The sequence below is a fragment of the Nonomuraea fuscirosea genome, assembly GCF_035917475.1.
Classification (GTDB): domain Bacteria; phylum Actinomycetota; class Actinomycetes; order Streptosporangiales; family Streptosporangiaceae; genus Nonomuraea; species Nonomuraea fuscirosea.
The window spans coordinates 182,635-204,403 of the sequence record NZ_CP109074.1 but is presented as its reverse complement, the minus strand read 5'-3'; the positions used below and the strand labels follow the sequence as shown (position 1 = coordinate 204,403).

The 21,769-nt window shown below is 72.1% G+C and carries 19 protein-coding genes; 8 read left to right on the top strand and 11 right to left on the bottom strand.

Translation table 11 applies throughout. From position 1 onward, the window contains the following. Window positions 1–5: 5 nt before the first annotated feature. The gene (locus OIE67_RS00900) at window positions 6–1,169 is read right to left on the bottom strand and encodes a cysteine desulfurase family protein (protein WP_326635692.1); all 1,164 of its coding nucleotides are present in this window, start codon (window positions 1,167–1,169) and stop codon (window positions 6–8) included. 53 nt (window positions 1,170–1,222) lie between these two features. On the opposite strand from OIE67_RS00900, the gene OIE67_RS00895 reads away from it, so the two are divergent. The 8 genes from OIE67_RS00895 to OIE67_RS00860 all read left to right on the top strand — a co-directional run bounded on the left by OIE67_RS00895 (window position 1,223) and on the right by OIE67_RS00860 (window position 9,466). Further along, window positions 1,223–1,744: a TetR/AcrR family transcriptional regulator gene (locus tag OIE67_RS00895; protein ID WP_326635690.1), complete on the top strand. Its 522-nt coding sequence runs from the start codon at window positions 1,223–1,225 to the stop codon at window positions 1,742–1,744. A gap of 652 nt (window positions 1,745–2,396) precedes the next feature. Next, entirely contained in the window at window positions 2,397–3,587 is a 1,191-nt protein-coding gene (locus OIE67_RS00890; RefSeq protein ID WP_326635688.1) for an MFS transporter, read from the top strand. Between the two features lie 119 nt (window positions 3,588–3,706). Then, complete coding sequence (locus OIE67_RS00885) at window positions 3,707–4,606, top strand: ABC transporter ATP-binding protein (RefSeq protein ID WP_326635686.1); 900 nt, start codon at window positions 3,707–3,709, stop codon at window positions 4,604–4,606. After that, a complete protein-coding gene (locus OIE67_RS00880) occupies window positions 4,603–5,367 on the top strand; it encodes a hypothetical protein (RefSeq protein WP_326635684.1) in 765 nt (254 codons plus the stop codon). The genes OIE67_RS00885 and OIE67_RS00880 overlap by 4 nt, the downstream gene beginning before the upstream one ends. A gap of 28 nt (window positions 5,368–5,395) precedes the next feature. Beyond that, the gene (locus OIE67_RS00875) at window positions 5,396–6,097 is read left to right on the top strand and encodes a response regulator transcription factor (RefSeq protein ID WP_106249397.1); all 702 of its coding nucleotides are present in this window, start codon (window positions 5,396–5,398) and stop codon (window positions 6,095–6,097) included. An 86-nt stretch (window positions 6,098–6,183) separates the two neighbouring features. Beyond that, a complete protein-coding gene (locus OIE67_RS00870; RefSeq protein WP_326635682.1) occupies window positions 6,184–7,638 on the top strand; it encodes a sensor histidine kinase in 1,455 nt (484 codons plus the stop codon). 247 nt (window positions 7,639–7,885) lie between these two features. Continuing rightward, complete coding sequence (locus OIE67_RS00865) at window positions 7,886–8,731, top strand: TrmH family RNA methyltransferase (RefSeq protein ID WP_326635680.1); 846 nt, start codon at window positions 7,886–7,888, stop codon at window positions 8,729–8,731. A gap of 3 nt (window positions 8,732–8,734) precedes the next feature. Beyond that, entirely contained in the window at window positions 8,735–9,466 is a 732-nt protein-coding gene (locus OIE67_RS00860) for an rRNA methyltransferase (protein ID WP_326635678.1), read from the top strand. Window positions 9,467–9,593: 127 nt separating this feature from the next. Here the strand turns inward: OIE67_RS00860 and OIE67_RS00855 are convergent, their stop codons facing one another. The 10 genes from OIE67_RS00855 to OIE67_RS00810 form a co-directional block, all read right to left on the bottom strand. Beyond that, window positions 9,594–10,547 (bottom strand): electron transfer flavoprotein subunit alpha/FixB family protein, encoded by a 954-nt coding sequence (locus OIE67_RS00855; RefSeq protein ID WP_326635677.1) that lies wholly within the window; start codon window positions 10,545–10,547, stop codon window positions 9,594–9,596. Between the two features lie 19 nt (window positions 10,548–10,566). After that, window positions 10,567–11,346, bottom strand: coding sequence for an electron transfer flavoprotein subunit beta/FixA family protein (locus OIE67_RS00850; RefSeq protein ID WP_106249405.1), 780 nt, complete (start codon window positions 11,344–11,346; stop codon window positions 10,567–10,569). Between the two features lie 219 nt (window positions 11,347–11,565). Further along, window positions 11,566–12,789, bottom strand: coding sequence for a serine/threonine-protein kinase (locus tag OIE67_RS00845; RefSeq protein ID WP_326635674.1), 1,224 nt, complete (start codon window positions 12,787–12,789; stop codon window positions 11,566–11,568). Window positions 12,790–12,825: 36 nt separating this feature from the next. Further along, complete coding sequence (locus tag OIE67_RS00840) at window positions 12,826–14,625, bottom strand: serine/threonine-protein kinase (protein WP_326635672.1); 1,800 nt, start codon at window positions 14,623–14,625, stop codon at window positions 12,826–12,828. Window positions 14,626–14,641: 16 nt separating this feature from the next. Then, on the bottom strand, window positions 14,642–16,867 hold the full coding sequence (locus tag OIE67_RS00835) for a protein kinase domain-containing protein (RefSeq protein WP_326635670.1): 2,226 nt from the start codon (window positions 16,865–16,867) through the stop codon (window positions 14,642–14,644). A gap of 132 nt (window positions 16,868–16,999) precedes the next feature. Continuing rightward, window positions 17,000–17,524 carry a YbaK/EbsC family protein gene (locus OIE67_RS00830; protein ID WP_326635668.1) on the bottom strand — a complete coding sequence of 175 codons (525 nt, stop codon included), beginning with the start codon at window positions 17,522–17,524 and terminating at the stop codon, window positions 17,000–17,002. A 61-nt stretch (window positions 17,525–17,585) separates the two neighbouring features. Further along, window positions 17,586–19,148: a flavin monoamine oxidase family protein gene (locus OIE67_RS00825; RefSeq protein ID WP_326635666.1), complete on the bottom strand. Its 1,563-nt coding sequence runs from the start codon at window positions 19,146–19,148 to the stop codon at window positions 17,586–17,588. Further along, the gene (locus tag OIE67_RS00820; protein WP_106249413.1) at window positions 19,141–19,983 is read right to left on the bottom strand and encodes a M55 family metallopeptidase; all 843 of its coding nucleotides are present in this window, start codon (window positions 19,981–19,983) and stop codon (window positions 19,141–19,143) included. The genes OIE67_RS00825 and OIE67_RS00820 overlap by 8 nt, the downstream gene beginning before the upstream one ends. Window positions 19,984–20,014: 31 nt before the next feature. Next, entirely contained in the window at window positions 20,015–21,223 is a 1,209-nt protein-coding gene (locus OIE67_RS00815; RefSeq protein WP_326635663.1) for a DUF6395 domain-containing protein, read from the bottom strand. Next, entirely contained in the window at window positions 21,214–21,753 is a 540-nt protein-coding gene (locus OIE67_RS00810) for a hypothetical protein (protein WP_326635661.1), read from the bottom strand. The genes OIE67_RS00815 and OIE67_RS00810 overlap by 10 nt, the downstream gene beginning before the upstream one ends. Window positions 21,754–21,769 lie beyond the last annotated feature (16 nt).

Genomic DNA, 21,769 nt, shown 5'->3' with positions numbered 1-21,769 from the left:
CCGCGTCAGCTGAGGCCGGCACGGCGGGCGCGTTCGACGGCCGCGGGGAGCACGTCGATCAGCCGGTCGACGTCTTCGGGCGTCGAGGTGTGTCCCAGCGTGAAGCGCAGCGAGCCGCGCGCCGCGGCCGTGTCGGCCCCCATGGCCAGCAGCACGTGGGACGGCTGCGCCACACCGGCCGAGCAGGCCGAGCCGGTCGAGCACTCCACCCCCTTGGCGTCGAGCAGCATGAGCAGCGCGTCGCCCTCGCAGCCGGGGAAGGAGAAGTGGGCGTTGCCGGGCAGCCGGTCGTCGGGGTCGCCGTTGAGCACCACGTCGGGCACGGCCTCGCGGACGCGCTGGATGAGCTCGTCGCGCAGCGCCGACAGCCGCGTGTGCAGGGCCTCCTGCTCGCGTACGGCGGTGCCGACGGCGGCGGCCAGGCCCGCGATGGCCGGCGCGTCGAGGGTGCCGGAGCGCACGTCGCGCTCCTGCCCTCCGCCGTGCTGCACGGACACCGGCGTCAGCCCCCTGGCCAGCAGCAGCGCGCCGGCTCCCATGGGGCCGCCGACCTTGTGTCCGGTCAGCGTGAGCGCGTCGGCCCCCGAGCCGGAGAAGGACACGGGCAGTTGCCCGACCGCCTGCACCGCGTCGGTGTGGAACGGGATGCCGTGGTCGTGCGCGATGGCGGCCAGCACGTGGATCGGCTGGACGGTGCCGACCTCGTTGTTGGCCCACATGACGCTGATCATGGCCACGTCGTCGGGATCGCGCTCGATGGCGGCGCGCAGCGTCTCGGGGTGGACCCGGCCGAGCTCGTCGACCTCCAGCAGCTCCACCTCGGCGCCCTGGCTGTCGGCCAGCCACTGGGCCGGGTCGAGCGCCGCGTGGTGCTCGACGGAGCTGATCAGCACCCGCCGGCGCGGCCGGCGCGCCCAGTAGAGGCCCTTGATCGCCAGGTTGTCGGCCTCGGTGCCGCCCGAGGTGAACACGACCTCGCTGGGCCGGGCGCCGAGCGAGTCGGCGATCGTCTCGCGCGCCTCCTCGACCACCCTGCGCACCTGACGGCCGGCGGCGTGCAGTGAGGAAGCATTTCCGACGCGTTTGAGTTGCTTCGTCATGGCCTCGATCGCTTCGGGCAGCATGGGGGTGGTCGCCGCATGATCAAGGTAGGCCGACGGTCTGGTCACGTGCTCAGGGTATCTCGTTTGCGACTGTACCGTCCGGACGGTACAGTTGAGGCATGCGAAGGGACGAGCTTTTGGACGCCGCGGAGGAGCTCCTCTGCGACCAGGGCTCGACCGCGCTCACCCTGGCCGCCGTGGCGGACCGGGCGGGCGTGAGCAAGGGCGGCCTGCTCTACCACTACGCCTCGAAAGAGGCCCTGATCAAAGGCATGGTCGAGCGGCTCATCGACGACTTCGACGAGCTGCTGGCCGCCCAGCCGGGCAAAAGCTACACCGAGCGCTACCTGGGCGCGACGCTGGCCGCCGTCAGATCCGGCCGCCTGCGACGCTGGGCGGTGGTGACCGGAGCCTCGGGCAACCTGTTCCTGCTCGCGCCGCTGCGCGAGGCGATGGCCCGCTGGCATCGCGAGGAGCTGAGAGAAGAGCCCGATCCGCTGGCGGCGCAGATCGTCCGGCTGGCGTGTGAGGGGCTCTGGGACGTGGCCAGCCACGATCCCGGGCTCAACACCGAAGCGGATCTGCAGGCTTTGGAGCGCCGGCTGAGAGCGCTCATCACCCCGCCGGAAGCCCTCGCCTGAGGCCCCACCGGAAGCTCCCGTCCGGAAGCTACCGTCCGGAAGCTTGCTTCGCAGCGTGCCGCCCCGCCTGACCTGCCCGGCCCCCGTCAGACGAGGCACGTCCGCACGAAACTCACGAGACACGGCCTGGTCGAGGCCACCGCGCCGCACCTTCCCCGGTGCGGCGCCTTTCGTGCGGCGAGCCCGACTGACGTGCGGCCCGCGGCCCGGCGCGGCCCCTCCCCCGGCCCTCCCGAGGGTCACACAGCACCCCCATGCCATATGACCTGCATCAACGACGACAACGCTGATCACAGAAGAGGTGTGGCCCTTTTGACATCCTCCCCCTCCGAAAGGAGGGGGATTCCCACGGTCGCCCGTGAGGCTTCCTGCTTCACTGCCGGTCGCCCGCCCGAGAAAGGAAACTCTCGTTGAGGTCTTACACCAGCTCCACAGGCGTTTTGCCTCTCCGCCAGCCCGGCGGCGAGGGTGTTCCCGATCGTTCGTCCGGCGGCTTGGTTGTCGCCACCGCCGAACAGATTAACGGATCGTGCCGTGTCGCGCGGCGTTTTGACGCCGGTTCGCCTGACGGCGAACCGGCTGCCCCTGTCCTGCTCCGCAGGGGTCCGATTCCTCCCCTGCCTGAAGGCGGGGGTTTCCTCGGAGGTATCTGATGACCCGCGAGCTGAGGAGCGCCCGTTACGGGGCGGTCCTCACCTTTGTCCTTGCCGGCCTGATGGTGGGCACGATGACCGTGCGCATCCCGGCCCTGACCGACAAACTCGGCCTGTCCGAGGCCACGGTCGGAACGATCCTGCTGGCATGGGGCCTGGGCGCTCTGGTGACGATGCAGTCCATGCGGCGCGTCATGGCGCGCGTGGGCAGCCGGGCGGTGCTGCGGGCAGGCGGTCCACTGACGGCGCTCGGCCTCCTCGGCGTGGCCCTCGCCCCCGACCTGCCCCTGCTCCTGGTGGCGGCGACGCTCTTCGGCATGGCCTTCGGCACCGTGGACGTCGCCATGAACGCCCAGGGCTCGGCGGTCGAGCAGGCGTACGGGCGGCCGCTGATGAACGGCATGCACGCCGGCTGGTGCGTCGGCGCGATCGGGGCCGGCGGGCTGGGCAGCCTGGCCATCGCCGCCGGGCTGCCGTTCACCGTGCACGTGACGCTGATCGCGCTGGTCTCGCTGCCCGTCCTGGTGCTGGTCGGCCGTACGTACCTGCCCGAGTCGCCAGCAGTTGCCGGCGACGAGGCCGGAGAGCGGCGGCGGCTGCCGGCGATCGTCTACCTGCTCGGCGCGATCATGTTCTTCGCCTTCATGGTCGAGGGCACGGTCGCGGACTGGAACGGCCTCTACATGCGTGACGAGCTCGGCGCCCCCGAGGCCGTGGCGGCGCTCGGCTACCCGGTCTTCGAGGCGGGCATGCTGATCGCCCGGCTCACGGGTGACCGGCTGCGGGTCAGGTTCGGGGTGCGCGGGATGCTGACCGTGTCCGGTGTGGCCACGGCCGGGTTCTTCGCGATCGTGCTGCTGGCGCCGGCGGCGACGGTGGCGGTGTCCGCGATGTTCTTCGTGGGGCTCGGCGTGGCGACGATCTCGCCGCTGACACTGTCGCTGGCCGGCACCGCCACCGGCACGCCCGGCCCGGCCATCGCGCAGGCCGGGGCCATGGGGTACGCGGGGCTGCTGCTCGGGCCCGTGGTGATCGGCTTCCTGTCGGACGCCACCTCGCTGCGTACGGCGCTCGGCATCGGCGTGGTCCTCGGCGTGCTCATCGCCCTGTCCGCCCGCCTCCTCCCCCGCCACGAGCCCGCCACCATCAGCCCGCTCCCCGTCAGGGAGCGCGTGGAGGCCGCGGCCTGAGAGTTCTCTGTGCGTCCGGCGCGGGCGGCGTCGTACGTCCCACGTGGCGACGCCCGCGCTCACAGAGAACTCACAGAACCGCTCAGAACGCCTCCAACCGGCCGACTCACGCTGGATTCATGATTCAGCTGACAGCACTGACCAAACGCTACGGCGACAAGACCGCCGTGGACGACCTCACCCTCCTCGTACGCCCAGGCGTCGTCACCGGCTTCCTGGGCCCGAACGGCGCCGGCAAGAGCACCACGATGCGCATGATCCTCGGCCTCGACCTGCCCACCTCGGGCACGGCCACGATCAACGGCCGCGCCCACCACGAGCTGCCGCACCCGCTGCGCACGATCGGCTCGATGCTGGACGCGCGGGCCGTGCACCCCCGGCGCACCGCGTACAAGCACCTGCTCTACCAGGCACAGACGAACGCCATCCCGGCCACCCGCGTGGACGAGGTGCTCGACCTGGTCGGGCTGAGGGAGGTGGCGGGCAAGCCGGCGGGCTCGTTCTCGATGGGGATGACCCAGCGGCTGGGCATCGCGGCCGCGCTGCTGGGGGATCCGCCGGTGCTGGTCCTGGACGAGCCGGTCAACGGGCTGGACCCCGAGGGCGTCCGGTGGATCCGCGCGCTCATGCGCGGCCTGGCCGCCGAGGGGCGTACGGTGCTGATCTCCAGCCACCTGATGAGCGAGATGGCGATGACCGCGGACCGGCTGGTGGTCATCGGCAAGGGGCGGCTGATCGCCGAGGGCGAGATCGGCGACTTCACCGCCGCGGGGTCGGCCGTGGCCGTCCGCACGCCCGAGGCCGGCGTCTTCGCCCGGCTACTGGAGCTGGCGGGCGCCCACGTACGTCCTGGTCCCGATGACGAGCTGCTGGTCACCGGCATGGAGGCGCCCGACGTCGGGCGGCTGGCCGCGGCGGAGGGCGTGACGTTGTTCGAGCTGTCCGTCCGGCACGCGTCGCTGGAGGAGACGTTCATGGAGCTGACCAGGGACGCCGCCGAGTACGGAGCGGCCCGATGATCGCGACGGGGGTGCTCAAGGCGGAGTGGACCAAGTTCAGCAGCATCAGGGCGACCATGGTGCTGTCGCTGGCCGTCGTGGCGGCCTCGGGGTTCTTCGGGTGGACGTTCGCGAACATGGCGGCCCACGAGTACGCCACGGCCTCGGCGCAGGAGCGGCTCGACTTCCTGCCCCTTGACCAGGTGATGCGCGGGATGCTCCTCGTCCAGCTGCTGATCTCGGCGCTGGGCGTGCTGGTGGCGACCTCCGAGTACGGCTCCGGCACGTTGGGCCCCAGCCTGGCCGCTGTGGGCAGGCGGAGCCGGCTGGTGATCGCCAAGGCGGGGATGACGGCGCTGGTCGCGCTGCCGGTGAGCGTGGCGGGGATCGGGCTGATGTTCGTGACGAGCCAGGTCACGCTGGCCGCCCAGGGGGCACCGTACCTGATGCCAGGTGACCCGGACGCGCTGCTGGCACTGCTGCTCGGGCCGGTGGTGTTCACCCTGCTGGCACTGTTCGGGCTGGCGCTGGGCCTGCTGCTGCGCGGCACGGCGGCGGCCGTGAACGTCAGCAGCACGTTCCTCCTGATGCCCGTCCTGGCTCCCATATTTCCCGACTTCCTGAGCAGGCTCCTGACCGCCTACTGGCCGAACGGCGCCGGCTTCAGGGCCGTCACCAGCAGGTCCGACCTGCCGCCCGTGCTTTCCTTCGGGCTGCTCGTCGGGTTCGTCGCCGTCATGCACGTCGCGGCCTTCACCCGCTTCACCCGGCGGGACGCCTGACTACCCTTGACGGCGGGAGGTGCCTGACATGGGCGAGCGGCTGCTGGTGGTCGACGACGAGCCCACGGTCAAGGAGCTGCTGTCGGCGACGTTACGCTTCGCGGGCTTCACCGTGAGCTCGGCCGACAACGGCGTCCAGGCCCTGGAGGTGGCAGGGCGCGAGCCGCCCGACCTGGTGCTGCTCGACGTGATGCTGCCGGATCTGGATGGGTTCGAGGTGCTGCGCCGCCTGCGTGCCCTGCCCAGGCCGGGCGGCCGGCCCGGGCCCGTGCCGGTGCTGTTCCTGACCGCCCGCGACGCGACGGCCGACAAGATCAACGGGCTCAGGCTGGGCGGCGACGACTACGTGACCAAGCCGTTCGACCTGGAGGAGCTGCTGGCCAGGATCCGGGCGATCCTGCGCCGCACCGGCGCGATCCCCGACGATCAGACGCTGGTGGTCGGAGATCTCGAAGTCGACCCCGACGGCCACCAGGTGAGCCGGGCGGGCCGCCCCGTACGCCTGTCGCCCACGGAGTTCCGCCTCCTGCTCCACCTGGTGCTGAACGCCGGCCGGGTGCTGCCGAAGTCGCAGATCCTGGAGCACGTGTGGCGTTACGACTTCGCCGGCGACACCAGCATCGTGGACACCTACGTCAGTTACCTGCGCCGCAAGCTCGACACCGGCGGGCCGCGGCTGATCCACACGGTCCACGGCGTCGGCTACGTGCTGCGCAGGCCCAAGGAATGATCACCCGGCCGTCGCTGGTTTCGCGTCTGTCGCCGCGCCTCCGGCCGTCGTTGGGCCCCCGGCCGTCGTTGAGCTCCCGGCCGTCGTTGAGCTCCCGGCTGTCGTCGGGCTCACGGCTGTCGCTGCGTGCGCGGCTGCTGGCCATCACGGTCACGCTGCTCGTCGCCGGTCTCGTGCTGATCAGCTCGGTCGTCGTACGCCAGCTCGAAACCCAGCTGATGAACCGCGTGGACCAGCAGCTCTCCCCCATGGGCACGGCCCTGTCGGCGGTGCCGCCCGACCTCCTGACCGGCAAGCTGAAGCGGCCGGCCGGCGTGGCACTGTCCACGGACGATCTCGACCTGTTCGGCACGGCGTACGCGGCGTACCTGTCGGCCGACGGCGCCGTGCTGCGCGAGCTGACCGGCCCGGGCCCCGCCCTGCCCCGCCTCGACCTCGCCGAGGTCACGGCCCGCGCCGGGCGGCCGTTCACGGTCGAGGAAGCCGGCGGGGAGACGTGGCGGGTGCTGGCGCTGCCCGCGCGGAGCCGGAGCGCGACGATCGGGCACGCGGCGGTCGTCGCGGCGGTGTCACTGGAGGGCATGCGCTCGACCATCGACCGGATGCGCGTGGTCTGCCTCGTGGCCGGGTCGCTCCTGCTGGCGTTGCTGGCGCTGGTGGGCGGGCTGGCGATCAGGGCCGGTCTCGCGCCGCTGCGCCGCGTGGAGGAGACGGCGGCGGCCATCGCGGACGGCGACCTCACCCGGCGCGTCCCCTCGCCCGCCGGGCCCGGCACGGAGATCGGGCGGCTGGCCCTGTCTATCAACAAGATGCTGGCCCAGATCGAGCAGGGGGTCGCGGCGCGGGTGGAGTCGGAGGCGCGCATGCGCAGGTTCGTCGCCGACGTGAGCCACGAGCTGCGCACGCCGCTGTTCGGAATCAAGGGCTTCTCCGAGCTGTACCGCATGGGCGGCACCGAGGCCGCGCCCGCGCTGGCCCGCATCGAGAGCGAGTCGGGGCGGCTGGCCGCGCTGGTGGACGATTTGCTGCTGCTCGCCGGTCTCGACGAGAGTGACGGGCCGGGGCTGGAGCTGACCCCGATGGACCTGCGTACGCTCGCCGCCGACGCCCGCCACGACTTCACCGCGCTCGACCCGTCCCGCCCCATCGCCTTCACCGGCCCCTCCGGCGGCCCCGCAGCGAGCGCTCCCGTGCTGGGCGACGAGGCCCGGCTGCGGCAGGTGGTCAGCAACCTGGTCGGGAACGCGATCACGCACACCCCGGCCGGCACCCCGGTCAGGATCGGCGTCGGGACGGACGGCGCCGAGGCGGTGCTGGTGATCGAGGACGAGGGTCCTGGGCTGACGGCCGAGGAGGCGGAGCGGGTCTTCGACCGCTTCTACCGCGCCGACGGCTCCCGCGCCCGCGCCACCGGCGGGGCCGGCCTGGGTCTGGCCATCGTCCGCTCCATCGTCACGGCCCACGGCGGCCACGTGGACCTCCACTCATCCCCAGGCCAGGGCGCCTCCTTCCAGATCCGGCTCCCAGCCACACCCCCGTGACGTCGGACACCGGCCAGGGCACACCTGCGCGCCTACCGAGGCAGATCGTCCGTCGTCTCGGTGAGGGCCTCCCGCAACTCCTCCGCGAGGATCCACCGAGGGCGGCGAGCGAACGAAGCGATCTGCGGGATGGAGGCGGACAGGCTGCGATCGTAGTACTACGCGGCGTAACGCCGAGTGGCCTCGCGTATGCCGACGAGTAGCGGTGGTGCTGGGGTGTGGGAGGCTGGGGGACGGACTGGCTGAGGTGGAGAACGGAGAGGTCGTCGTGGGGGGCGTGCTGCGGATCTCGCGGCCGAACGCGCGGTTCCAGCAGTGGCAGGCGCTGCTGCGGAACCAGAACAAGCGTCAGCGGGCGGGCGAGTTCCTGGTTCAGGGGGTGCGGCCGATCACGCTGGCGCTCGAGTACGGCTGGCCGGTGCGCGCGCTGATCTACGACGCCGAGCGGTCGCTGTCGCGCTGGGCGGCCGGAGTGCTGGAGCGGGCCGGTGGCGAGCAGGTGGCCATGGCGCCCGAGCTGCTGCGGGAGCTGAGCGGCAAGGACGAGGAGGTGCCGGAGCTGGTGGCGGTGGTCGCCCTGCCCGGCGACGACCTGGCGCGGATCCCGATGGGGCCCTCGTTCCTGGGCATGGTGTTCGACCGGCCGACGGGGCCTGGCAACATCGGCTCGATGGTGCGCTCGCTGGACGCCTTCGGCGGGGCCGGGCTGATCGTCACCGGGCACGCCGCCGACCCCTACGACCCCAAGTCCGTCCGCGCCTCGACCGGCTCCCTGCTGGCGCTGCCGGTGGTGCGGACCCGCTCCCACCAGGAGGTGCTGGCCTGGGCGGCCGGCGTACGCGCCGACGGGCTGCCGCTGACCGTGGTGGGCACCGACGAGCACGGCACCGACGACATCTCCGCTCTCGACCTGACCGGCCCGACGCTGCTGGTGATCGGCAACGAGACCACCGGGCTGAGCGCGGGCTGGCGGCAGGGCTGCGACGTGATGGCGCGCATCCCGATCACGGGCGCGGCCAGCTCGCTCAACGCCGCCAACGCCGCCACCGTCGTCCTGTACGAGGCCGCCCGCCAGCGCGCCGCCGCGAAGTGAGTCATGCCCTACCGTCACGCCGTCGTACGCGCGAACTACGAGGACCTGGCCAGCGGCGGGGTGCTGCACTCGGCCCCGGGGTTTCCCGCCTTCCCGGTCCGGCTGGCCAGCGAGATGTTCCAGAGCGCCCTCGCCTTGCGCGGCGGCGGTCCCGCGCTGGTGTGGGATCCGTGCTGCGGCGGCGGCTACCTGCTGACCGTGGTCGCGCTGCTGCACCGCCGGCTGGTGAGCGGGGTCGTGGCCTCGGACTTCAACGCCGAGGCGGTGCGCCTGGCCGAGCGGAACCTGGGGTTGCTGACCGCGACCGGGCTGGCGGCCAGGGCGGCGGAGCTGGACGAACGCGCCGCGCGCTACGACAAGCCGGCCTACGCGGCCGCGGCGCAGGCGGCCGGGCGGCTGGCCCGCGGGCTGTCGGCCGAGGGTGGCGATGTGCGGGGCGTCGCCCGCCGGGCCGACGTGTTCGATCCGGACGCGCTCCGCGACGCGCTCGGCGGCCTGCGCCCTGGCGTGGTGCTCACCGACGTCCCGTACGGCGAGCAGACCTCCTGGCTGGGGCCCGGCGCGGAGGGCGGTCTCGGGAGCATGGTGCGCGCCCTCGGGCAGGTGCTCGACGAGGACGCGGTGATCGCGGTGGCGGTACGCGGCCGGAAGGTGCCCACGGACGGCGGCCCGCGCCCGCACGCCACCTACAAGATCGGCACCAGAACCGTCGCCCTGTTCCGACCCACCTCGTGACCTCGGGGCCCGGTGAAACGGCGTCGGCAGGCCCCAGGGAGCCGGTGGACGGCGTCGGCGGCGGGCCCCGAGAGCCCGTCACGCCCCTCCTCCGGCGTGATCGGCCGGAGGAGGGGCGGTGCGGTGGCTACTTGCGCTTGTTGACTTCCTCGGTGAGCTGCGGCACGACCTGGTGCAGGTCGCCCACCACGCCGTAGTCGGCCAGCTCGAAGATCGGCGCCTCGGGGTCCTTGTTGATGGCGACGATCGTCTTCGCGGTCTGCATGCCGGCCCGGTGCTGGATGGCGCCGGAGATGCCGGCCGCGATGTACAGCTGCGGCGAGACGGTCTTGCCCGTCTGTCCCACCTGGAACTGGTGCGGGTACCAGCCCGCGTCCGTGGCGGCGCGCGAGGCGCCCACGGCCGCGCCCAGGGCGTCGGCGAGGCCCTCGATGACCGAGAAGTTCTCCGCCGAGCCGACGCCGCGCCCGCCGGAGACCACGATCGCGGCCTCGGTGAGCTCGGGGCGGGCGCCCTTCTCCTGCTTGACCCGCTCCACGACACGGGTGGCCTTGGCGGCGTCGGTCAGGGTGACCGAAACCTCCTCCTCCACGCCGGCGCCGGCGACCGCCACGGGGGCGGTGGAGTTGGGGCGGACGGCCACGATCGGCGTGCCCTTGCGCACCCTGGAGTGCACGTTGACGCCGCCACCGAAGATCGACTGGTCGGCCACGAAGCCCTCGCCGAGGCCCACGGCGTCGGTGATGACGCCGGAGTCGGTCTTGATGGCCAGGCGGCCGGCGATCTCCTTGCCCTCGGCCGTGGCGGCCACGAGGACGGCGGCGGCCGGCGCCGAGGTCACGAGCTGGGCGAGCAGCTCGGCCTTGGGGGCCACCACGTGGTCCACGAGGTCACCGGAGCCGGCGACGTAGATCTTCTCGGCGCCGTATTCGGCGAGCCTGGCCTTGGCCTCCGCCGTGATGCCGGGGCCGGCCCAGACGGCGGCGGGCGTGCCGAGGGTGCGGGCCAGGGTCAGCAGTTCGAGCGTGACCTTCTTGACCTCGCCTTCGACCTGCTCGACGAGAACGAGAATTTCCGACATTTCCGTAAGACCCCCGTTCTCAGATGAACTTCTTGGACGCCAGGAAGTCGGCGGCGTTAGCGCCGCCGTCGCCCTCGTCCTTGACGATCGTGCCGGCCGCCCGCGGCGGGGCGGGAGCGAAGTCGACGACCTCGGACCAGGCGGCGGCCAGGCCCACCTGGCCGGGGTCGATGGAGGCGTCGCCGATGGCGAGCGTCTCGACCGGCTTCTTCTTGGCCGCCATGATGCCCTTGAACGACGGGTAGCGGGGCTCGTTGATCTTCTCGACCACGGACACGACGGCGGGCAGCGTGGCCTCGATCCGGTCGTAGCCGTAGTCGGCCAGCCGCTGCACCCTGATCGTGCTTCCCTCGACCTCGACCTTGTTGGCCAGCGTCAGCTGCGGCGTGCCGAGCCGCTCGGCCAGCATGGCCGGCAGCATCCCGGTGCGCGCGTCGGTGGACTCGGAGCCCAGGACGACCAGGTCGAACCCGATCTTCTTGAGCACCTGGGCCATCGCGTAGGAGGTGGACAGCGCGTCGGAGCCGCGCAGAGCGTCGTCGCTGAGGTGGACGGCCTTGTCGGCGCCCATGGCCAGCGCCTTGCGGATGGTCTCGGTGGCCTTGCCGGGCCCCATGGTGAGGACGGTCACCTCACCGCCGTGGGCCTCTTTGAGCTTCAGTGCCTCTTCGACCGCGTACTCGTCAAGCTCGTTGACCACGCCGTCGGCGGCGTCACGGTCGAGCGTGTTGTCTTCGGACCGCAGCTTGCGCTCGGTCGCCGTGTCGGGGACCTGCTTCACGCAGACGACGATGTTCATGGCCGGTGGCCGACCTCCCGTAGTTCGCGTGCGCCGCCGCCTCGCTGCGGTGGCGCCGAATGCATCTGTCCAGACTGCCAGGTGCCCGGCGGGCTCCCGACAGAGGGTCTGCCGTGTTTCGGGTTATGTTACCCATGGGTAGCTTACGCGCAAACCAGTGGTACGTGCGCTGAGCGCGAAAGCCCTCCCCCACCATACCGAACTTTATTCGGTAGCCGCTCAGGCGGACACCAGGAACACGATCCCCACCACCAGGGCCGTGCCCGCGAACAGCGCCAGCGTGACCGGGCTGAACATCGCCGCCAGCCCGAAGCAGATCCCGGTCGCCCCCGACACGCTGAGCGCGTCGGCCACCAGCCTGCTGCGCCGGTAGAGGCCGCGGGAGAACAGCGCCACCCCGGCGTCGGCCACCACACCCAGCGCGTACGCCGCCAGCAGGAACAGCGACACCTCCGGCAACGGCTCACGAGCGGCCGCCGCCAGCAGCGCCACGAACAGCCCCGACCCGATCAGCCAGCGCCTGCGCACCTTCTCCCGGTGCCTGGCCCTGGACTCCTCCACCGAACGGCGGTGCCGCTCCTGGCCCGGCCGCCACTCCCTGGTGCTCAGGTCGTCGCTCGCGGAGCGGGCACGTACGGCGGGAGCGGCCTGATGAGAGACGAGCGGAACGTGGGCGACCGGCTCGACGCCGAGCCTGGCGCAGATCTGCGCGGCCGTGGGCCGCGCGGCCGGATCGGTGGACAGGCACTCGCGTAACAGCGGCTCCAGCCACGCCGGCGCGCCGTCCAGGTCGGGCGGGTGGTGCACCACCCGGTAGGCCACCGCGGAGGCGGGCCCCTGCCCGTACGGCTGCCGCCCGGTGGAGGCGTACGCCAGCGTCGCCCCGAACGAGAACACGTCGGCCTCCATGCCGGCCGCCCGCCCCTCCAGCACCTCGGGGGCGAGGTAGCCCGGCGTGCCCACCACGGCGCCCGAGGCCGTGACGGACAGCGAGTCGAGCGCGCTGGCGATGCCGAAGTCGATCACGACCGGCTCGCCCTCGGTCATCATCACGTTGGCCGGCTTGAGGTCACGGTGCACCACGCCGGCGGCGTGCATGGCGAGCAGCGCGTCGGCCAGCCCGGCGGCCAGGCGCCGGAGATCGGGCACGGGGACGGGCACGGCGCTGAGCGGCCGGCCCTGCACGTAGCGGGTCACCAGGTAGGGCCGCTCGCCGGTCAGCGAGGCGTCGAGCACCTCCGCGACGTGCGGCCCGCCGACCATGCGCATGGTCTCCACCTCACGCGCCAGCCGGGCCAGCGCCCCGCCGTCGGCCGCCACGTGGGGATGCAGCACCTTGACCGCGACCGTGCGCCCCTCGGGGTCGAGCGCCAGGTGCACCGCGCCGAACCCGCCGGCCCCGAGACGGGAGGCAAGCTCGTACGGCCCCAGGCGCTCGCTCATACCTTCATCTCTCCCCCAGGGAGACGGCGCGGACACTCAGGACCAGGGATTCAGGAACCCCAGCCCGAGACCGTCGAGCAGGCTGCCGATCAGCCCGGTGATCAGCCCGATCGTGCTCTGCCTGGCCTCACCTGCCAGTTGGTCGATCACCTTCTCGGGCTCCTGCCACGGATACCAGTCCGTGGGCTGGCCCAGCGCGAACATGACCGCGAACAGCGCCGCGGTGCCCACCAGCACGACCGCGACCAGCGCCGCGCCCGGGCTGCGCAGCACGCCGGTGAGCGTGCGGGTGACCGCCTTGCGCGGCGCGCCGCCGCCCGGCAGCACGAACAGCCCGGCGGCGAAGGCGCCCGCGGCGTACGCGGCGGCCTCGTTGATGTCGAGCTGACCACCCCAGCGGAGCACCCCCCACACGCACACGCCGAACAGCAGCGCCAGCGGCGCGTGCACCAGCGTCACGAGCGCGGACTTGATCAGCGCCCACGGGGTGCCGACCAGCACGAGCAGCGGATCGGCGGCGCTGCTGCCGCGCACCTGCCGCCGCTTGACCATGTCGCCGAACAGGTATTCGCCGATGCGCAGCACGAGCGCGAGCGCGAGGGCCACCGCGCCCACCATGACCGGCATCAGCACGGTCAGCGCCACGAGCGTGACCAGCAGCAGCAGCCCGACGACCTGGCTGCCGAACAGATATCTCTTACGCTCGGACGGCGGGGTGTATTGGGGCGGCGGGGTATAGGGCCGCACCTGCGCGGGCGGCTGCGCGCCCGGGTAGCCGGCCACCCGCTGGTCGCCGTACTGGCCGGACGGCCTGGCCGGCATCGGCGCGGGCACGTAGGGAGGCGGCCGCTCGTCGCGGCGCGGCTGCTCGCGGCGCGCGGGCCGCACCTCCTGGCGCGTGGGCGTCGGCGGCGGGGCGGGCTTGGTGTACTCGACCGGCGGCAGCAGGTCGGAGAAGTTGTCCATGGTCCGGGTGCGGTCGCCGAGCCGCTTGGTCCCCGTCGGCCCCTCGAAGGACGCCTCGTTGAACGTGGTCACCGACGGGTCGAGCGCCCTGGCCATCCGCAGCAGCTCCTGGGCGCCCGGCCGGGCCGACGGATCGACCTGGAGGGCCCGGCTGAGCCAGCCGCGCAGCCACACGGGCGCCTTGTCGATCTGCGCCCGGCCTTCCATGATGTTGAAGCAGACCGCCTCGAACGTCCCCGTGCCGAACGGCGGCGCCCCGGTCGCGGCGAAGAACACCGTCGAGGCCAGCGCGTGCACGTCGGCGGCCTGGGTGATGTCGGAGTCACGGATGATCTCGGGCGCGAGATAGCCCGGCGTGCCGACGAACATGCCGGTCTGCGTCAGCCGGGTCGCGTTGACCAGGTGGGCGATGCCGAAGTCGATGACCAGCGGCTCGCCGTCGACCAGCATGACGTTGGACGGCTTGAAGTCGCGGTGGATCACGTCGGCCGCGTGGATGGCCACCAGCGCCTGGCAGAGCCCCTGGGCGAGCCTGATGATCTGGCCCGCCTCCAGGGCGCCCTCGCGGAGGACGGTGTCCTCCAGCGTGCGGCCGGGCGCGAACCGGGTCACCACGTACGGCTGCCCGCCGACGAGCTCGGCGTCGATCACCTCGGCGACGTACGGGCTGCGCACCCGGCGCATGGTCTCGACCTCGCGAGTGAGCCGGTCGCGCGCCTTGAGGTCGGCGGCCACGTGGGGATGCAGGACCTTGATGGCGACCTCGCGGCCCTCGCCGTCGAGACCCAGGTGGACGACCCCCATGCCACCTTCGCCGATCTTCCTGACCAGTCGGTACGGTCCGAGGCGCTCTGGTGCTTGGGTGCTCATCGCCACCTTCCCCCCGTCATCCTCCGGATTCCCCCCCTAGCTGATCCAGCTGTCTGGTCACTGGATCGACGTTCAGCGGAGTCCATACGGCCTCCCTCTTGTCCCCGAACGTTCCGATGGCGAGGATCAGCGAGAGCGCGGCCACCGCGGCCAGCGCTCCCGCCATCACCATCGCCGCTGTTCTCGAGGGTACGAGCGACGAGAGCGTTCTGCGCATCTGTTTGCCCGGTCCCTCGACTCCGGGACCCGCGCAGACCGTCCACAGCGCGACCGCGGCGCCCCAGGCGAGGGCGTTGTCGGGATTCATACCCGCCACGACCGTGAGTAGCAGCGTGACCGGCAGTCCGAGTATGAGCGCGTAGAGGACCAGGGCCGCCGTGATGCCGGCCGACTTGGCCAGCGCGGCCGGATAGGCGAACACCCTGATCACGTCGAGCGCCGCCGCGCCCGCCGCCCTGCGCGCCGTGAGCTGGGGCTGGGCCAGGTCGGCCGCGCGCAGCAGGACCGCGATCGGGATCGCCACGACGGACACGAGCACGGGCGCCCGCACCGCCGCCACGATCATCAGGATGAGCAGCATCGAACCGGCCACGCCGTAGGCCCTGGAACGCTGCAGCACCTTGCCCGGCGCGGCGCTCGGGAGATAGGGCTCCCGCTTGGTCGGGTCGAGGTGCGGATATTGCGGCTGGGCCGGGATGTAGGGCGGCGGCTGCACCGGGATCGGGTTGGGCCGGCCGTAGTCGTGGTGGTCGCCCCGGCCGGAACCGGCGCCGCGCTGCGGCCCGGAACCCTGGCCGTGCTGCTGCGGGCCGGAACTCGGACCGTGCTGCGGGCCGGACCCAGGTCCGTGCTGCGGCCCCGAGCCGGGGCCGTGCCGGTATCCGGAGGGCGAGCCCGGCTGCGGGCCGTGCTGGGGGCCGGAGCCGGGGCCGTGCGGCGGGCCGTAGCCGGGCGCCTCGGGACGACCGGCTGGAGCCTGGTGCTGGTTCTGCTGGTTCTGCTGGTTCTGCTGGTTCTGCTGGTTCTGCTGGTTCTGCTGGTTCTGCTGCGGAGGCTGGGTGAGCCTGCGGTAGTCGGCCGAGTCGGGGCGCACCCGCCTGGTGGGCACGTCGGCCTCGCCCTGCTGCGGGGCCGCGGGCCCGTTGCCGCCCGACAGCGACTGGGGCGTGTGCAGGCCGGCCTCGCGCTGGATCTGCCGCAGCTCCTCCGGCGACACCCGCCGCGTCGGGTAGGGGTCGGGCTGGTCGGGCAGCAGCGAGACGTACTGCTGCTCCTGCGGCGGCAGGGCCGGCTGCTCCTGGCTCTCGATCAGCCGCCTGGGCGTCACCGGCGGCGTGGAGATGTCGTAGGAGGGCTTGTCCGCCACCGAAGGGGGCGGCGTGAAGGGGAGCGACGGCGCGGCGTCGGGGTGCGGCGTGGTCGAGATCTCGTCGGGCGAGGAGGCCGGCGGCGACTTCGGCAACATCCGGGCGGTCTGCTCGGCCAGCTCGGCCGCCTTGGGCCGCTTGTTCGGGTTGCGCTGGAAGGCCGCCTTCAGCAGCGGCCGCAGCTCCGCCGGGGCGCCGCTGATGTCGGCCTTGCCCGCGGTGATGTTGTAGAAGATCATCTCCAGCGTGCCCTTGCCGAACGGCGGCTGCCCGGTGCCGGCGTACAGCAGGGTGCCCGCCCAGGCGTGCACGTCGACCTCGGGCCCCGCCTCCTGGCCCTCGATGATCTCGGGCGCGAGGTAGCCGGGCGTGCCGATGAACATGCCGGTCTGCGTCAGCCGGGTCGCGTCGACGGCCTGCGCGATGCCGAAGTCGATCAGGACGGGCTCGCCGTCGAGGATGAGCACGTTGCCCGGCTTGAGATCGCGGTGGATCACGCCCACCGAGTGCACGGCGGACAGCGCGGCGGCCACCCCGTGCGCGACCCTGACCAGCGCGGGCAGGTCGAGCGGGCCGTCGTCCTTGACGATCTCGTCGAGCGGACGGCCCGGAACATAACGCGTGACGATGTAAGGACGATGACCGGTCACATCGGCGTCGAGCACCTCGGCGATGAACTTGCTGCGCACCCTGCGCATGGTCTCGACCTCACGCGAAAGCCGCCGCCTGGCGACCTCGTCGCCCGCGACCTCTCCGCGCAGGACCTTGACCGCCACCTGCCGCCCCTGGGGGTCGACAGCGAGGTGGACAACACCCATTCCGCCTTCACCGAGCCGCCTGAGCAGCCGGTAAGGGCCTAGTCGGTCATCGTTCATGGCATGAAGCACCATACCGGCTTAATCCCCGCCCACGAGATGAACCATGAGGCCACATTCCCACTCGTACAACGTCCAGAGCGGGCCCATCGGTTTCCCATCCAACGGTCTCGAATCGGCTTCAGTTTTCCCTCAGCCGGCCAAGGAGAGCACCTCTGCTCTCTTGAGACCGGCCAGCGCGGCGCCTGATACCGCGAGTTTCGATCTGCGCACGCCGCTGCCGACGACCACCCTGGCGTGCCGCGCTACGTGCGCGTCCACCAGGATCGGCCACTCCTCGGGCAGGCCGAGGGGCGTGATGCCGCCGTATTCCATGCCGGTGAGCCGGACGGCGTCGTCCATCGGCGCGAAGCTCGCCTTACGGGCGTCGAGGTGTCTGCGCACGACGCCGTTCACGTCCACCCGCATGGTGGCCAGCACCATGCAGGCGGCGTAACGCGTCTCGCCGCCGCGCTTGGCCGCCACCACGACGCAGTTGGCCGACTCGTCGAGAGTCACGCCGTAGCGCTCGCAGAACGCGGCCGTGTCGGCCAGGCCGGGATCGATCTCGGCGACCTCGACCTGCCCGATCTCCGGCTCGATTTCGGACAGGGCCGCGGCCACCGGATCGGCCAGCAGGTCGATCCGTTCGGTCGCGGGCACCCAGTGCAACGTCATCCCAGCTCCTCGATCGCTTCTCCCCCGAGCCTATTGTGGCCCTGGGGATCAGCGGGCGACGTCACGGAGACTGCAGCACTCGCTGGTGCAACTGAGTGACGGCGCCACGGGCGGACTCCATGGCCCCCGCCTGCCAGGCGATCAGATGGGTGAGCCAGTCGCCCGCGAAGTAGACCCTTCCGGCTGGGCGTTGCAGAAGAGTGAAGGACGAATCAAAGGCCGGCCAGCGCACCCAGCCTCCCTGGATGTGCTCCTGCCGTTCCCAGGCGATGGAGGCGCTGGCCAGGACGTCCTTGCGGTACTTCTCGCCGTGGATCTTCTTGCCCTGGGTGAGCGCCCTGCGCCTGCGGTCCTCGGGGGTGAGCGCCGCGTACAGCTCGGCGTTCGCGTCGGTGTTGTAGTAGCCGACGAGCAGGCCGCGCTCGGAGTGGTAGCCGTGCGAGGGGTACCAGATGTGGGTGATGTCCAGGTCGGTCTCGGTGACGCCGCCGTAGATGCGGTCCTCCCGCTCCCACCAGCGCCGGCCGTACTCCAGGCCGATCTTGCCCGCCGCCGCCGGGACCGGCTTGCTCAGCGCGGCGGTGACCCTGGCCCCCAGGTTGTGCGGGATCTTGGCGAGGAGGTGGGGCGGGAGGGTGGCGATGCAGTAGTCGGCCTTGACCGCGCCGCCGCTGTGCACGACCTCCACGCCGTCCGGCAGGCTGGTGATCTTGGTGACCTTGGCGCCGGTCGTGATCCGGTCCTGGCCGACGGCCTCGACGAGTTTGGTCACGATGGCGTCCATGCCGCCGACGGGCTGGAACATGGGGGTGGCCTGCTCGTAGCCGAAGTCGCTGGTGATGGCGCGGCCGGTGCCGGCGGCGAGGATCCGGTGCAGGCTGCCGGGGGCGGCGACGGGCGTGCCGGCGTCGAGCGCGGGGAACTTCGCGAAGCCACGGCGGTCGGAGCCCTCGTACTCCAGCTTCGGGCCGAGGTCGCCGAAGCGCCGCAGGAAGTCCAGCAGGGTCTCCTGGTCGTTCTTGCTGACCACCCGGTCGAGGGCGCCGAGGTCGGTGGCCTTGGCGAGGAGTTCGGCGACGTATCCGTACATGTCGGCGCGGGCCGTGCGGGCCCGCACGGTGCTGCCGTTGGTGTGCACGTACGCGGCGGCGTTGTTGTTGACGAAGGTCTCGATGGGGACGCCGAGCTCGCGGCAGTAGTCGAGGGTGACCATCCAGGGGGCGATGCGGCCGGGTCCCGCGTTGAAGTAGACGCCCTCGCCGAACTTCACGTCCTGGGCGGGGCCGTTCAGCTCGGTCAGGCGGTCGCCGCCGCGCAGCGTCAGGTTCCTGCCGCCCGCCTTCTGCCTGGCCTCCAGCAGCGTGCAGTCGTAGCCGGCCTTGCCCAGCTCGTACGCGGCCGTCAGCCCCGCCACCCCCGCGCCGATGATCACCACCTTGGCCGAGCCCTTACCGCGCAGGGTGAAGTCGCCCGTCCTCGGGGCGGTGAAGTCCTTGTCCTGCTCGGAGGGGGCCAGACCGAGCGCGCCCATGGCCGCGTACATGGCGCCCGCGCCGCCCGCCGCCCCGATGCCGATCAGCAGCCCGCGCCGGGTCAGCGCCCCACCGCCGCCGCTCTCAGCCATAGGGGCCGCTGCCGCAGGCAATCTGACCACCGATCGTGGCGAAGATCCCGAACAGGGCCATGATCTGGGTGAAGTCGTCGGTGGTGAACTCGGTGTGCCGCGAGCCCACCGTCTTCACGCCGGGGACCAGCGCCACCGCCGCGGCGATCGCGGTGGAGTTCCACTCCACCCCCAGCGTGTACGGCGCCGCCGGCTGGTACGGCGTGAAGTCGCTCAACCGGCCGAGCGCACGCGAGGCCGCCTCACGAATGCGCGCCTGGGCCACGACCGGCGGCAGCAGCTCGGCCGAGAACTTGTCGATGCCCCTCTTGACCGCCACCGTCTCGACGTCGCCGAGCAGCTCGCGGGCCTCTTCCCCCACCGCCTCGTCGCCGGTCACCAGCACGACGGGCACCCCGTGGAAGCCGGCGCAGGCCGCGACGAGCCGGGTCTCGCCGCACAGCTCGCCGTTGAGGTAGACGTTCTGGATCTCCTTGCCCATCCAGGTGTGGTTGAGCACGCCGTCGGGCACGCCCGCGCGGGCGTGGTAGCCCACGAAGCAGGCCGCGCCGAACGTCCCGTCGAGGCCCTGGGCCATCCGCTGCGCCTTGCCCGGCCCCCTGATGAGGCTCGACCTGGGGTCGAGCAGGTCGATCCTGAGGTTCTTGGTGGAGCCGTGGGCGTCGTTGACCAGCACCTCGTCCGCGCCCGCCGCGAACGCGCCCTCGATCGCCGCGTTGGCGTCGGCGGTCATCAGCTCGCAGCCGCGCTCGTACCCGCGCTTGCCCGCGTGCATCTCCTCGGGGTCGGTCAGACCCGTCACGCCCTCCATGTCGACCGACAGATAAACCTTCACGACGCCGTTCCGCTCCTCGTCCAGCCGCTGATCACGCGCCCCACGTCTCCACCCTGCGCACCTCGGGCCCGCTCATCAGCCCGACGTTCGCCTCGACGAACGCCGCCGCCGTGGCCCGCCACGGCTCGGGGATCTCGGCGAGCGCGGGCGGGTAGCAGTGCTCCAGCCAGCTCGTCGCCTCCTCCGAGACGTCGAAGTAGTCGAGGGCCGGACCGAACAGGGTGTTCTCGATGCCGGGGACGCGGGAGAGCCCGTACTGGATCATCTCCTGGCCGCCGTAGGGCGGCTTCTTGAGATATTTCCGGGCAGCGGGGTGATCGGGCTTGATCGGCGTGTCCAGCGGGCGGCGCTCGACGGCGGCCTGGATGAGCTCCTTGTACAGGCACTTGCCGCAGACGCGGCACGGGCCGTCGGTGCCGCGCAGGCACCAGCGGACCTGGGGCCGCAGGCCGGAGCCGAGCGCGAGGCGCATGGTGACCGCCTCGCTCACGCCGCCGACGGGCAGCACGATGTGCACGCCCGCGGCCGCGAACAGGCGGCCCCACCTGCCGTGGGGCGACCACATGGGGTTGTCGGGAGTGTAGCGCCACAGGTAGCGCCCGCCGCCCAGCCAGCGCGAGCCCATCTCGTAGCCGAAGCCCAGGCCGCCGAGGTCGAGCCGGTCGGCCAGCAGCAGCGCGCCGGCGGCCACGGCGTGGTGCTCGGGGTAGCCGGGGCGGGGCTCGGCCAGCGTGTACTCCAGGTCGGAGGTGACCGTGCTCAGCTCCCTGCCGGTCTGTTCGGCCAGCTTGGCCAGCACGTCGGAGCGGTAGTGGGGCCAGCGGTTCGGCACGCGGGGGTGGGTGACCCGGCGGAAGTGGATGAACGGGGCGTCCGGGTACATCGTGGCCGCCGCCACGGAGTCGGCGCCGCCGCTGTACGAGATCGCCAGCCGGCTCCCCGGGCGACGCTGCTCCGCCCCCACCGGACCCGCCTCGACGCCCCAGCCCTCGTACAGGACCTGGGCCAGCTCCGCCGAGACGGCGCGGTCGAACGTGACGCGCCTGCGCGTCCACGGGGCCACGATCGTCCAGGCGGCCACGGCGAACAGGTCCGGATGGGCGTCGTCCGGGACCCCGCCGACGGTGCACGAGTTGATGGCCAGCTTGATCGGGTAGTCGTCGGAGGCGGTGCCGGTGATCTCGTCGTCAGGGTCGAGGCGGAAGCTCAGCGAGCCGCCGCCGCTCCACGTCACGCGCACGGCTGCTCCTCCGCGCGACCCTGCTCTCCACGACTCCGCCCCGCGGCGACCTTCGCCACGACGCTCACGTCCACGGCGCTCGCATCCACCGCGCTCTGATCCACGGCGCTCTGATCCATGGGGGCCTGAACCACGGCGCTCCGGTCCACGGCGGCCTGGACCGCCGCCGTCTGCTTCTCCTGGGCCTCGGCCTGAGCGGCACGCAGCTCGTCGATGGCCTGCCAGACCAGGATCTCGTTCTGCAGCACCCCGTCCAGGGCCTTGGCCGTCTCCTGGGCGAGCCGGCGGGCGTCGTCGATCTTCGCCTTGTCGGCGGCCGACTGCTGCGGCGGGGGCGGTGGCGCCGCCGGGCGGGCCTGGCGCAGCCGTTCCACCTCGCTCTGCAGGGTGACCATCTCCCGCCTCAGGGTCTGAACCTCCCAGAGCGCGTCCCTGATGTCCTGGCGGTGATCAGAGATCGAGATGTAGCGGGAATCGAACCACGTGCGCACGGCCTTTCTGAGCCGGGCAGGGACGAGGACGCGCATCATGAAACGCCACCATAGT